Source organism: Ignavigranum ruoffiae (assembly GCF_900110675.1).
GTDB lineage: Bacteria > Bacillota > Bacilli > Lactobacillales > Aerococcaceae > Ignavigranum > Ignavigranum ruoffiae.
This window is the reverse complement of record NZ_FOEN01000012.1, coordinates 1-11,993: the sequence shown is the minus strand read 5'-3', so window position 1 is coordinate 11,993 and position 11,993 is coordinate 1. Positions and strand designations below refer to the sequence as shown.

18 protein-coding genes and 1 tRNA gene are annotated in these 11,993 nt (G+C 30.9%); 15 read left to right on the top strand and 4 right to left on the bottom strand.

Going from position 1 to position 11,993, the window contains the following annotated elements:
- Window positions 1-184 precede the first annotated feature (184 nt).
- Entirely contained in the window at window positions 185-1,339 is a 1,155-nt protein-coding gene (locus tag BMX34_RS08395) for a tyrosine-type recombinase/integrase (RefSeq protein ID WP_092572586.1), read from the bottom strand.
- An 89-nt stretch (window positions 1,340-1,428) separates the two neighbouring features.
- Window positions 1,429-2,082 carry a helix-turn-helix domain-containing protein gene (locus tag BMX34_RS08390; RefSeq protein WP_092572585.1) on the bottom strand — a complete coding sequence of 218 codons (654 nt, stop codon included), beginning with the start codon at window positions 2,080-2,082 and terminating at the stop codon, window positions 1,429-1,431.
- Window positions 2,083-2,205: 123 nt separating this feature from the next.
- Between BMX34_RS08390 and BMX34_RS08385 the strand changes: the two genes are divergently transcribed.
- From BMX34_RS08385 to BMX34_RS09770, 10 genes are all read left to right on the top strand, one after another.
- Window positions 2,206-2,409: a helix-turn-helix transcriptional regulator gene (locus tag BMX34_RS08385; RefSeq protein WP_092572584.1), complete on the top strand. Its 204-nt coding sequence runs from the start codon at window positions 2,206-2,208 to the stop codon at window positions 2,407-2,409.
- 61 nt (window positions 2,410-2,470) lie between these two features.
- Complete coding sequence (locus BMX34_RS08380) at window positions 2,471-2,731, top strand: helix-turn-helix domain-containing protein (protein WP_234971709.1); 261 nt, start codon at window positions 2,471-2,473, stop codon at window positions 2,729-2,731.
- 464 nt (window positions 2,732-3,195) lie between these two features.
- Window positions 3,196-3,417 (top strand): hypothetical protein, encoded by a 222-nt coding sequence (locus BMX34_RS08375; RefSeq protein WP_092572582.1) that lies wholly within the window; start codon window positions 3,196-3,198, stop codon window positions 3,415-3,417.
- Window positions 3,407-3,691 carry a hypothetical protein gene (locus tag BMX34_RS08370; protein WP_092572581.1) on the top strand — a complete coding sequence of 95 codons (285 nt, stop codon included), beginning with the start codon at window positions 3,407-3,409 and terminating at the stop codon, window positions 3,689-3,691. Before BMX34_RS08375 ends, BMX34_RS08370 begins: the two co-directional genes overlap by 11 nt.
- Window positions 3,684-5,327 carry a hypothetical protein gene (locus tag BMX34_RS08365; protein WP_092572580.1) on the top strand — a complete coding sequence of 548 codons (1,644 nt, stop codon included), beginning with the start codon at window positions 3,684-3,686 and terminating at the stop codon, window positions 5,325-5,327. The genes BMX34_RS08370 and BMX34_RS08365 overlap by 8 nt, the downstream gene beginning before the upstream one ends.
- 344 nt (window positions 5,328-5,671) lie before the next feature.
- On the top strand, window positions 5,672-6,466 hold the full coding sequence (locus BMX34_RS08360; protein WP_234971707.1) for a bifunctional DNA primase/polymerase: 795 nt from the start codon (window positions 5,672-5,674) through the stop codon (window positions 6,464-6,466).
- Between the two features lie 458 nt (window positions 6,467-6,924).
- On the top strand, window positions 6,925-7,446 hold the full coding sequence (locus BMX34_RS08355; protein WP_092572579.1) for a hypothetical protein: 522 nt from the start codon (window positions 6,925-6,927) through the stop codon (window positions 7,444-7,446).
- Between the two features lie 18 nt (window positions 7,447-7,464).
- Window positions 7,465-7,914: a hypothetical protein gene (locus tag BMX34_RS08350; RefSeq protein ID WP_092572578.1), complete on the top strand. Its 450-nt coding sequence runs from the start codon at window positions 7,465-7,467 to the stop codon at window positions 7,912-7,914.
- Between the two features lie 12 nt (window positions 7,915-7,926).
- Window positions 7,927-8,499, top strand: coding sequence for a hypothetical protein (locus tag BMX34_RS08345; protein ID WP_092572577.1), 573 nt, complete (start codon window positions 7,927-7,929; stop codon window positions 8,497-8,499).
- Window positions 8,500-9,388: 889 nt separating this feature from the next.
- Window positions 9,389-9,541 (top strand): hypothetical protein, encoded by a 153-nt coding sequence (locus BMX34_RS09770; protein WP_159428904.1) that lies wholly within the window; start codon window positions 9,389-9,391, stop codon window positions 9,539-9,541.
- 38 nt (window positions 9,542-9,579) lie between these two features.
- Here BMX34_RS09770 and BMX34_RS08340 read toward each other — a convergent pair whose 3' ends face one another.
- Window positions 9,580-9,783: a helix-turn-helix domain-containing protein gene (locus tag BMX34_RS08340; RefSeq protein WP_092572576.1), complete on the bottom strand. Its 204-nt coding sequence runs from the start codon at window positions 9,781-9,783 to the stop codon at window positions 9,580-9,582.
- A 563-nt stretch (window positions 9,784-10,346) separates the two neighbouring features.
- On the opposite strand from BMX34_RS08340, the gene BMX34_RS08335 reads away from it, so the two are divergent.
- The 5 genes from BMX34_RS08335 (at window position 10,347) to BMX34_RS09760 (ending at window position 11,596) form a co-directional block, all read left to right on the top strand.
- A complete protein-coding gene (locus tag BMX34_RS08335; protein WP_092572575.1) occupies window positions 10,347-10,583 on the top strand; it encodes a hypothetical protein in 237 nt (78 codons plus the stop codon).
- Window positions 10,584-10,596: 13 nt separating this feature from the next.
- A complete protein-coding gene (locus tag BMX34_RS09765; protein WP_159428903.1) occupies window positions 10,597-10,770 on the top strand; it encodes a hypothetical protein in 174 nt (57 codons plus the stop codon).
- A 78-nt stretch (window positions 10,771-10,848) separates the two neighbouring features.
- Window positions 10,849-11,112 carry a hypothetical protein gene (locus tag BMX34_RS08330; protein WP_092572574.1) on the top strand — a complete coding sequence of 88 codons (264 nt, stop codon included), beginning with the start codon at window positions 10,849-10,851 and terminating at the stop codon, window positions 11,110-11,112.
- 75 nt (window positions 11,113-11,187) lie between these two features.
- Complete coding sequence (locus BMX34_RS08325; protein ID WP_092572573.1) at window positions 11,188-11,448, top strand: hypothetical protein; 261 nt, start codon at window positions 11,188-11,190, stop codon at window positions 11,446-11,448.
- Between the two features lie 4 nt (window positions 11,449-11,452).
- Window positions 11,453-11,596 (top strand): hypothetical protein, encoded by a 144-nt coding sequence (locus BMX34_RS09760; RefSeq protein ID WP_159428902.1) that lies wholly within the window; start codon window positions 11,453-11,455, stop codon window positions 11,594-11,596.
- Window positions 11,597-11,904: 308 nt separating this feature from the next.
- On the opposite strand, the gene BMX34_RS08320 is transcribed toward BMX34_RS09760, so the two are convergent.
- Window positions 11,905-11,977: transfer RNA gene (locus BMX34_RS08320), tRNA-Lys, on the bottom strand.
- Window positions 11,978-11,993: the final 16 nt, after the last annotated feature.

Genomic DNA, 11,993 nt, shown 5'->3' with positions numbered 1-11,993 from the left:
TTAACAACACTGATAAACAAAAAACGTCTTCGATATTATCTGCGAAAGATAATATCGAAGACGATATAAAAATGGGCTGTGAGGGGATCGAACCCCCTATACCCTGTAAACCTTGATAACATAGGTTTCATGCAAGATTGCAGATTGTAAATATCGAAAGTCTCCCGAGAAGTCTCCCGAATAGCTAAAAATTAACATATTTTGCGAATTTTTGAGCGGTATTATCCAAGGCGTCTTTGGTTATATGAGTATAGATTTTTGTTACATCTAATTCACTATGTCCCATGCGATCCATTATATCTTTATATGGTATGCCCGCTTCCATTAACAACGTTACATGCGTATGCCTAAAGCCATGTATCTTTATTAATTCTAAGCCGTGTGCTTCACATACCCTAACCAATGCATTCCTAGGTGCGGACGGGTCTAACCAGGTATTATTTTTATATTTGCTAAATAATAGTTGTTCATTACTCATTGCATTATATCCAAAGCCAATTAGATTCTTTCGTTGTTCTAACCGCCATTCTTTGATAATGTTCAAAGTAATTGGATCTATGGAAACTGTGCGAGGATTGCCGTCTTTCGGTAATTCGACTTTAAGCCTATTATTATGACCTTGGGAAAGAGTCTTATTAATGCGAATTAACCCGTTTTTAAAGTCGATATCTCCATAGGTAAGGGCTAAGGCCTCCCCACGTCTAAGACCGCCAAAAGCTAAGATACGGAAGAAACAGAGCCATTTTTTAGTCTTCATGGTCTCTAATGCGGACATGAGTTGTTTTAACTCATCTTTGGAATAATATTGTTTGCCATGTTTTTGTTTCTCAAAGTCATAAGTAACCTTATTTGTGGGTATAATGACTTGATAGCTTGGGTTTTTTTGAATGTAACCCCGTTTTTGAGCAAAGTCTAATACCTTTATGCATAGATTATAGACCCGCTTATAAGTTGAGAATTGCTTGTGCCATTTATTGATAGCGTCTTGTAAATGAATGCCCGAGATCATTTTGATGCGCATCTTTCCAAAAATAGGAAGAATGTTTAATTCAAAAAGCTTCATACGAGATTTTAGAGTACTTTCCCGGACTGTATTCTTGTAAGCTTCTAACCATTCATGATAAACTTGTAAATAAGTTAAATTCATATATTTATTTCTTTGAGTGCCTTGTTCAAAGTCTACTACAGCCTGACGGTATGCCCGTTGGGCTGCTTTTTTTGTTTTAAAGCCTTTTTTGTTTATTCTTGCTTCCAATCCTGTGAGCGTATCAATGCCTAAATAGCCCCTAACTTGCCAAAATGTACCCTTAGAGGTCTTATATTCCTTGTACGTTGCCATGCTATACTTTCCTTTCTTTGCCCCCTACAGGCGATTAGAAAGAAGATTAAGCATAGGTATTAATTAAAGTAAAAAAAGTTTTGGACGATTTATTTTTTATCTTTGTTATCTTTAAAATAATTGTCTATATACTCTTTTTCGTCACTCGATAGCGAATTATAAAATTTTTGTACTTTTTTAAGACTTTCAGCGTATTTTTTCTCCGCTAATTCAGTATTTCCGTTTATCCAAGCATTTCTAATAGGAACTTGTTCCCTTTTAAATTCTTCTAAAACTAAAACATATTTCTTAATCAATTCAGTTAATTCGATCGATACTCCTTGCATGTTAATGAATTTCCATGCTTGTTTTAAATCTTTTTTTATATAGTCATAATCAATATCCGAATTTTCGAATAAGTTATTATATTTATTTAAATATTCCTCGACTTTTAAATTGTTAATTACACCACCCTCGTCACCAATATATGAATAAATTACCTCATATACAAAATCTCTAATAGAATCATGATGATAACCGTATTTTAATTGATCCAAGGAAAGATTTCCTAAATCAGCAATAGCTTTTAATGTAAGATCGTTAGGAATATTCTCTCCACGTTCCCACCTTGAGACATTGCTTTTGCCAGGGCTTAAAGTTGGCGTATGCTTTTTAATTTCATCAGCAAATTCCTGCATATACAATCCTAAATCTAAACGGATTCCCATAATTCGTTTACCTAAATCTTTTTTATTTATTTCCAATTTTACACCTCCATTGTGATAAATTATAACATTTAGTTGCAAAAGTTGAAAGTTTTAGTTGCAATCTTTAAATTTATTGCTTATAATCAAATTGTGCCGATAGTTGAAAGGAGGTGTAGTAACATGAACAAGATTGCTAGGTATAGAAAATTTTTAGGGTACACTCAAGCTGATATGGCAAAAATATTTAATATTTCTATCCAATCCTATTCTAGAAAAGAAAGAGGCATTGTACCCTTTGCGGATAAAGAGAAGATTCTTTTTAAAAACATGGTTTCTAAACTTTTTGAGGAAATTACAATCGATGATATTTTTTTTGGTCAGTAAGTGCCGATAGTTGAAAAACGTATTTCTATTATTTTCAGATTGTGAGGTGATTAGATTGGAAATGTTGAGCCAAGAAGCCAAAACATTAGTATATGGCGAGTTAAGGGAATTTGCTAAAGAAATCCTTGAGGGTGCTTATAGAGACTTTGGTATTACCAGGGACTACCTCACTATACAAGAGCTTTGCAAATATCTGAATGTTAGTAAGAATACCTTAATGAAATGGCACGATGAAAAAGGTTTGAAGATTATCAAGATTGATAATAAGCACTATGTTTCAAAAGAAGATTTGTATGACTTTATGACACAACACAAAGAATAAGCCACCCCTACAGGCGATCAGAAAGAAGATTATTTGCCGACATTTCCCTACAATTTAGACGATTAAAAAGGAGTTATCAATGCGGAAAATATTTAACGGAATTAGATCCCTAGAATTTGAAGATTGGTTAAGAGTGTATCTATTAACACAAACTATTGTAGTGTTGCTTTTTCCCTTATTTAAAGCTATTAACGTCATATTTTAGAACAAAAGAAAAAGGCTTAAGTAACAGCAATTACTCAAGCCAGGGAATAGATAACGTTGACAGACGCTTAACTATCCTATTCCCTTTAATAATACCAGAAAAAGGAATGAATTAACATGGAAAACAAACTAATTATTAAAGGAATTACCTTAGACGAATTTTTGGACATAAGATAAAAAAGATATAAATCTACAATTATTAAATTATTGTAATTTGTATTGATTTGATTTTAAAGAAAGATAAAAAGAGGAGCAAAATAATGAATGATAATAACAAAAAAAGACTAATTGATAAAATAAATATTTTTATATTTTTGAACCGTTTATTATTACTAGATATTTTTAAATTAGTTTTATCTAATAATTTTGAAACTGAAAATGACTTAGAAAAAATATTAAATAATCAGACCAATACCGCTATTAGCTTGTTAGATGAAATTATTTTAGGAACAAACGGAAGGGAAACAAAAAATGAACGATAATTATTTATTAACGACTGACGGTGAAAAAATTACGATTGAACAACTCAAAGACTTTGGAAAAAAGCTATCTGATATTTATCTATTAATCGACTCCTATCAGTTACAAATCGACCTGCTTGCGATTCAAGATGATATTTATTTCAAAAAGATTAATACTGAACGCTTTTTAGGAATTCAATTTGATTTAAACGATTACATTATGAGGGTCATTGATGATATTGGCGGTGATCTATTAAGCCTTACTGACAGCGATGGGGGCAATGTGATTGAGTAATGAATTCGATTCAGTTTATTTAGATCAAGAATTATCAGTAATCAAGTCACAGATAGATAATGTAACTCAAACTAAGAACTTAGCCACTATTAAGGACATACTTAATTATATCCACTTTTCAGACATTAAAAGCCCTTATCAAATCACTGAAAACATTGGAAATGCGTATGTTAAAAAGTTTTTGGAAGCCGAAATATATGAGGACGTACCTATTTCTTATATTATCGAGCCAAAACAAACCGGCGCATTCTATGGCATGCTATACACCAAAAAAGATAAGAACGAAAATGAGACGCAACATTATAAAGAATCATTTTTCAATAACTATGCCAGATTTATCATTGATCTAGTTTCACAAAAAGTAATTTATTCAAATCAATTAGGTCAATTTGTTTATGTTAATAACCATAGCTACACCGTGTTAGATGAAGATACTTGGTTAGATTATTATCCAACGCCACGAAACGCAAAGTTATACATTGATGATTTTCTATCAGTCATGCTAGAGGTGTATAGCTTGTATATCAAAGAAAGACATGATTGTAAGATACTCCCCTACCTTATTGGCGGAAAGGATTGGATATTTGATTGTAAATCATTAGAACTATCCAATAAAGCACCAGGGCAGAATGAGCTGTTATTCAATTACTTTGATTGTGAGATTGAAGAGATTAACGTAGCTATGGCAAATCAGATTATAGATAGCATAGCTAACGATAAAGAAAGTAACAACAACTTAAAGCTTATCCATGCTTATATTCTTCTACGTAAAATGAACCTCATTCCGGCTGAAAAATGGTTTTTAATGAAAGATTTTGGAAGAACCGGAAAAGGTCTAGTAATTTTATCATTCCACAGTATTTTCAAGGTTAATCCGGTTAATATGGACGCGTTAATCAACAATATAGGAGCTTCAACAGAAAACGCTTGGTTAAGCTTTAAAGGTGTAGATATTGCCCATGCGAACGAAAGTGGCGCGATTGATGATAAATCAATGCGCGTACTAAGAAAGATTGCTACCGGCGAAATAATAACCGGTAGATCACTCGGACACAACGCAACCACATTCAAAAATGAATCTGTTTTAGTCTTAGATACTAATGAATCGGTGGATATTGGACAGATAACAGCGAATGTATCACGAACCGTTAAAATTGCCTTTAAAGACCGTCCACCAGGCGAAACAGAGCAACAACGACATGCATTCTTTAAACCATATTGGGAATTCATTCGACCAGGGGGCGAGTTATCTCAAACAGCTTCATTAGCGTTCTTATTGAACAGCTTGAATTACTTAAAAGAAATTGGCGGTGCTTTCAAATTCGCAGACGCCACAATCAAGAATTACGCAAGCGCAGAAGATTTTACCGAGACACAACGCATTATGCTTCTTACTATCGAAAGATTAGGTTTTATTCTAGCTAAAGATGAAATACTCACCCAAGCCATTCAAGAAGATTATGGATCACTAAGATATAAGGAGGCTAAAAACGATATGAAAAAAGTAGGTGTCTCGATAAATAAACAGAAATGGTTAGACGGGAAAAATTTTAGGGTGCATAAAATCGGAGACAAGAAACTTTTTAAGCTATCTGTAAGTATGTTAGAGCGTTTAGAACATGATGATACAAGTTAAACTGTATCAATCTGTTATATTTAAACTGTATCAGAATTATGAGGTTTTGTGAGGTTTTTCTAACTCTAGAATAAGAGTTAGAATGAAAATCCTAACTTTAATCTAAAAAACGCTATTAAGTTAGCTAGCGTTTACCTCGCTCTTAAACAATCGCTTATATAGTTGATAATATAACAACTATCGTTTCTAACGCTTATTGCTATAGTCATCTTTAACTTTAAAATACAAACGTTGATATATCAACATTCTTAAAAAATTTTTTCAAAGTCTCTTATAGGGTGCTGATTTAAGGGTTAGTGAGCCAAAAATCAGAATGAAACAGATCAGAACAGAGGTGTAACAGATTGCACGCTTGCGAAATGGCTTATAGATTGATTGAAGATAATTATCAAACAATTCCATTGAATAAAGAAAAAAAACCTGCCTTACGTTTTAAAGATATTGAGATTGATAAGAATTTCATAGACTCGAATTTTTACAAATACAATTCAGTCCAAGCCCTTGGCCTATTGACTAGGGGCGTGTGGTGTATCGATATTGATATTCATAATTCTAATGGGTTTATTTCATTGATGACGAGCCCTTACTATGATGAATTGTTGCAAAATGCAAAGCGGACACTCGTTCAGAAGACACCAAGCGGTGGAAAGCATATCATCTTCAAAAAACGCCTAGACATTGAATATCGGCAGAATATTAACTACTTACCAGGCGTTGATATTAAAGCACACTATAATAATTTCTTTGTGCTAGGTGGTAGTGTGACAACTAAAGGTATTTATCAGATCGCAAACATGGCTGAACCAATTTTGTATGAGGGGGATTTAGAAGAAGAAATTTTTTGCAATCAAGAGCAAAACATTTTAGAAAAGTATTCCGTATTTAACGCCATGCCTACCTATGATTTCTCACATTTCAAGACCAGGGGTCAAGCTAAAGGATTAGGAAAACAGGCTTACCAACGTATTATTAACGGTCAATCGACTGAAAGGAATAATGATTTGTTTCTAGCAAGTACATACGCCAAGCAATGCGGTATAGACCTATCCCCTTTACGTGTGCTTATCGGAGATAACAAGAACGGAGATATTTTTACAGAATCAGAATGGATAGCAACCGTTAATAGTGCTAATAGTTAAAACAATCTATCTAATCGCCACCGCTATAAGGCTGATAGATGCTATAGCCTATCAGATTTAGATAGCATTGCATTATTCGAGGTATTCCCTTTTGACTATACAGCTATGCGCGGAAATTAAGCCTAGGGGGTGAATATAACGTACTCTATCACTAAGGAAAACATTGCCATGGTTAAGGTTTAAAAGCCAAAATAAAGGCGTTAGAACATATTTCCAAAAAATCTTGTAGCGAATTGAAAGACTGATATTTAATGTTAAGTATCTATTATGTTGCATATGTTTTCGGGTGATATGAATTAAACAAGTTAGAATCAATCACTTAGTAATGTAAAAAGACTTATAAATCAGTGATATAGAATGTAACTTGATCGCATAAAATTGATTAATAGAACGTTATTCTATACCTGATGAAACAAAGTTATTTTAAAAATAGATTTATCATTTGGAGGCAGGGAGTCTTGACAGCTATATTTCGAACAGATGAACTAAAACCGCAAGTAGAATTTGTAATGAATTCGTCAGTTATGAAACGTTGTGCTAATGCTTTAAATGATAAAACAAAAACTAAATCTAAATATTTAGAATATGCCAAAAAAATGCTTGTAGCTTTAAAAGATATACCGCCAGATCAAGAAAATTACATAAATATTAGATATCTAAATGGTAAGGTTTTATCTCAAAAAAGTGCCTGCGAAATATTATCTATTACAAATAATCAGGCTTATTCATTAATGCGTAAGTCTTTTGAATCACTATGCAAAAAAATGTTTGAGAATGAAATGAAAAAATATAAAAAACAAGAATGGAGAACAATAGAGAATGTATGTACTTTTGAAAATTTATTGGAAACATCTTTGAGGCTGCTAGACATTGATAGAGAACTAGTTTCATTCGAAATACTAGAAGAAATAAAAATTAATGATAACGATAAGAAGAAATATAAAGTTAGAGCAAATTGGTATAAATGGGTTAAAAAATAATAGAAAGAGGAATGCATAATGTTAGAAATATACGAAACAGATCCTGAACGAAAAAAAGCTTTAGAAGAATATGAAAAATATTTAGCAATGAATGAAATAGAAAGAGAAGTTTATAACGCTAAAAGATTAGAAAATTTATTAAACGATGATGGCCGATTGGATACTGTAACCCTTTCAATTGAAGCTAAAAAACGAGAACAAGCTATAGAGGACTTTGCCCATAAGCAGCGTAAAAGTGAAGAGGAACAGATAAGAAAAGAAAATGAATACTATTCAAAGATATTTAAAAAACTAAGTGATCAAATCGAAAATGAAAAAAAAAGAAATGCAATCCAAAAAATAGAAAAAGAAAAGAAAAAAATGGAGCAACAGTTGAAGGATAAAATTTTAAAAGAGAATAATTTATTGACGGATGATGAAAAACAAGAGAAAGAAGCATATAAAAATTTATTAGGATTATTTAAATAAAGGAGAAATAAAATGGAAAAATTTAAGAAAATCGAAGAGGAATTAAATACAATTATTATCAAACAATCTCAAGATCTTGCTAAATATCAAAAATATGTAAAATATCTAAAAGATAAAATCAATCAATTAACGTTTGAATTGACTGAACGCGAAAAGGAAACTGATGTTGAAGGATATAACAAAGTGAAAACAGAACTTTCATTTTCACAGAATTCTTTAGAATTATATTCTAAAAAAATTAATAAATTAACCCAAGAACCAATGATTACTAAAGAACAACATAGACAATATTATAAAAAAATTTCTGATCAGTTTATTGATGAACAAGATAAACTTTCGAGTAAACTAGAAAATCTTTTATCTGAAATAAAGAAATTATCTGATGAATCTTTAGAAGTATATAAAAAATCTAATGACCTACTGTATTTATTAAATAGAAAGGTTTGTCGAATAGATTTTGTGAAAGTAAAACACCCATTCAATTATAATAATGGTTCAATTGATTTAACACATGAGAAATTACCTAAATATTATACCTGCTATAATTTTTATAATGATGGCATAAAAAAACATACCCCTTATTAATTATCTAGACCTGTATATACTATTCATACGCGTGATAAACGCCTAGCATTCATTTTTAGGCAAAGGTACTTGGCACATATAACATTTTTATTAGATAACACTATTAGAATCATATGAAAATAAATTATAATATGTTGTAATTCATTAAGAATATATCAAGTTATAACTATGATAATTTAAGCAATAAAACCATGTGTTTCTTGTTTGCTATCTTTTAAATCTTCATGCCGTGCTAACCGGTCGCTGATAGTTCACTGATAGCAGAGGATAAGGCAAACATAGATATGTTAATTATAATAAAAAAATAAAAATTATTGCCGCTCTATAAATTTAATTTAAAGCGGCAATTTTATATATTACAAATAAGCAAACCATATAGAGGGGGGCATACCACCCCCACCGTTGGTTGCTCGGGACTTCACGCCGTACTGCACATATTTTCTTGCGCCAATACATATCACAAAAAAGGAGTCAAAAAATGGATCTAATGGGAAAAGAATATCTTGAAAAAAAGCTAAATATTACCATTAAACACTGATATTATTTAGTTTGTAAATTGGTTATAATAAAACAAATTCTGCAAAAATATTTTTTCTCAAATTTTGAAATTGATACTACGCTACGCTATTAAAAATCATCACATCGATATAAAAGTTGTGGCTAGATAAATATGATGAAGTTTGCTATAAAATATCAATATCACATTAAATTACTTGATGATTAAATCATCAAGATTATTAGATACAGATTTTTTTCAATAAAAGACCAATATCCTTATAAGAAAACAAAAGCGAGATGCATAATTTAAATAATGCTATAAATTAAAAAAGTTGCAGTTATATTAAATAATAATTGCCTTTAGAAATAATTGAATAATTAGGATGATAAGATGATTATTTATGAAAATGAGTTTGATGGATATTCAGATTTTTATAAGGAAACTCCTGAAAATAATATTTATCTAATAGACGAACTACAAGATGGTCAAATAGTTTTAGGTAAATTTCTTTTTAGTTTTGATATGGAAACAATACTAAATTAATATTTAAAATCTTCACTCTAAACATTTGAAAACACAACCTATTTGATGTTGAGTTCTTTTTCTATGCTATCATAATATTTACATAACTTATTAGCTATTCCTAATCGCATGTTTTCAATTTTACTATCATAAATACGATAATTATCTAATGATTGTGTTGCAATCCCTGTAGCTTTACTAATTTGATAGCTAGTAATTTCGCTTTTTAATAATTTTTCAATTTTTTCAGTTTCAATTATCATTTTTTCTCTTCCTTAATTTTTTAATCATATTATATTAAACATTTTAAACTGTATAAAGTCAAGTTTTTTTGCTAGGAGATCGACAATTATAAAAGCATTATATATAACTATCATGGAAATTAAAATTTACAATTATATTGCTGCTGACTTTTAAATAATTTAGTTAGTAGTTTTTTTGTTATCTTCAATTGTGCAGAATTAATAATAACTTAAATTAACAACCTAAAGATTATATTAAAAATATTGCAATACTCTTCAATATTATTCAATTTGAGGGGTTAAATAGATGCCTTAGATCATTAGTAATCTTTTTTGATGGAATTGTAACAAAAAACGTGATGAATTATAGAAAAAATATAATGAGACCAAAGAAAAGATCTATGGTACAAGATTAGAATTAATTCTTACTAGAAAAGCAGCTATAGATGCAATTGATATTGAAATTGCTAACCTTAAGGGAAAAATTGAAGCCGAAGAAGAAAAAATCAAAAACACTGAAACAATGAAAAAAGTGAGTCATTTAAAGCAATCACAGATATTTTAGACGGAATAGGAGAATAAATATGAACGAAAAACAATTACTAGAAGAGATTATGGAATTAGAAATCAAAATTGAAGCTTTAAATATTATTTATGAAGATCAAAATAATGAACTTGATATCACAGAGTATGAACTTGAACAAGCGAATAGTACGTTAAAAGAATTAAAAAATAATTACGATGCAACTAGACAATCATATCTAGATATTATTAAACGAGAAAAAGAAGCAAAAACGAACCCTTATGACTACATTAATTAAAAGAGGTATAAAAATGAAACCAAACAAAGAAATGGAAACAATCATTCATGAATTAGTTTCAGAAAAAGAGAAAATAGAAAAGTTTGAGTCAAAACTTAATTCTAAAAAGCAAGAACTAAACAATTTAAAAGAAGCGCAACAAAAAGATTATGATTTCGACCGAGTGGCACAAATTAATGATTTATAATCGTATATAGAAAACGCTAATAGTGTACTCGTAGACGAAAAAAGAAAATTTGAAGACAAGAAGCGTGTTGGTTTAAATATGATTGATAACTTGACTAGAAAAGATTCTGATACACAAATTTATGAACATGAAGATGTTTCAAAATCGGCCGATAAAGTTATTAAGGCGCGCAAGGCTTTACAAGAAGCGGAAAAAACTCACAGAAAAGCTATCGATAAACGTTTTAAAGAATATGAAACTATGTACGATGAAATTGGAATCCGCCAATTAGGCCAATCAATTCATAAATACAGAACACCAAATTATAGTTATGTCTTATACAAAGACCAGGGGAAAGAATAAAGTATTCAATATTAAATGTTAGTGTTCTTTCTCCCAACATTTTCCAACAATTCAAGAATAAAGGGGTAGATATTTATGTTAAAAAATATGCCAAGCATGCACAAAAGAATGTTAGGAATTTTACCTAAAGGAATGAATAACGTAAAACCTTTAAGCTACATAGCCAATACTTTAAATATTGATTTCAGACAAGCCAATGCCTTAATTAACGAGCTAAGTATCAAGTATGGCATTCCAATCGGATCGATTCGTTACGGAGAACGACCAGGGGTCTTTATACCACTAAACAATGATGAAAAAACAGATAGGTCTTGTACCACTAAGAAACCAAATTAAAAGCATGACTGACCGGCTTAAAGCTATTGAAGAAACGGACTATACCACCGTTGAACAGTATTCAAATAAATATCCGGAGATATTAACGATTAACTTTGTATTATCAGACGATGTAGACGAATATTATTATGTAGAAGCGGTTGTATAAGCTTATTGAAAGAGTTATTTATATATATATTCGTTTAGCGAAATAAATATCCCTGATACAACCTTGATACCTTGCCAAAACCTTGCTAAGAACCATTAGACAAGCCCTAATCTCTTAAGATTGGGCTTTTTGCATAAAAAATAGACCAGCCTATGCTAGTCCTTTCCATTCGTCTGTAGGGGGTAAAAGTCTCCCGAGAAGTCTCCCGTTTTTCGGGAGACATTCTAGATTCAAATTTTATTGATTGACTATAGAACCCTTTATTATCAATATTTCTAAAGCTTTTTGATAGCTAAAAAATGTAAAAATGGGCTGTGAGGGGATCGAACCCGCGACCCACGGATTAAGAGTCCGTTGCTCTACCAACTGAGCTAACAGCCCGAAGACAATGAAATCA

Coding starts and splice junctions, on each gene's coding strand:
- BMX34_RS08395 (WP_092572586.1), bottom strand. CDS start 1,339: ATGGCAACGTACAAGGAATATAAGACCTCTAAGGGTACATTTTGGCAA.
- BMX34_RS08385 (WP_092572584.1), top strand. CDS start 2,206: ATGAACAAGATTGCTAGGTATAGAAAATTTTTAGGGTACACTCAAGCT.
- BMX34_RS08380 (WP_234971709.1), top strand. CDS start 2,471: ATGTTGAGCCAAGAAGCCAAAACATTAGTATATGGCGAGTTAAGGGAA.
- BMX34_RS08375 (WP_092572582.1), top strand. CDS start 3,196: ATGAATGATAATAACAAAAAAAGACTAATTGATAAAATAAATATTTTT.
- BMX34_RS08370 (WP_092572581.1), top strand. CDS start 3,407: ATGAACGATAATTATTTATTAACGACTGACGGTGAAAAAATTACGATT.
- BMX34_RS08350 (WP_092572578.1), top strand. CDS start 7,465: ATGTTAGAAATATACGAAACAGATCCTGAACGAAAAAAAGCTTTAGAA.
- BMX34_RS08345 (WP_092572577.1), top strand. CDS start 7,927: ATGGAAAAATTTAAGAAAATCGAAGAGGAATTAAATACAATTATTATC.
- BMX34_RS09770 (WP_159428904.1), top strand. CDS start 9,389: ATGATTATTTATGAAAATGAGTTTGATGGATATTCAGATTTTTATAAG.
- BMX34_RS08340 (WP_092572576.1), bottom strand. CDS start 9,783: ATGATAATTGAAACTGAAAAAATTGAAAAATTATTAAAAAGCGAAATT.
- BMX34_RS08335 (WP_092572575.1), top strand. CDS start 10,347: ATGAACGAAAAACAATTACTAGAAGAGATTATGGAATTAGAAATCAAA.
- BMX34_RS09765 (WP_159428903.1), top strand. CDS start 10,597: ATGAAACCAAACAAAGAAATGGAAACAATCATTCATGAATTAGTTTCA.
- BMX34_RS08330 (WP_092572574.1), top strand. CDS start 10,849: ATGATTGATAACTTGACTAGAAAAGATTCTGATACACAAATTTATGAA.
- BMX34_RS08325 (WP_092572573.1), top strand. CDS start 11,188: ATGTTAAAAAATATGCCAAGCATGCACAAAAGAATGTTAGGAATTTTA.
- BMX34_RS09760 (WP_159428902.1), top strand. CDS start 11,453: ATGACTGACCGGCTTAAAGCTATTGAAGAAACGGACTATACCACCGTT.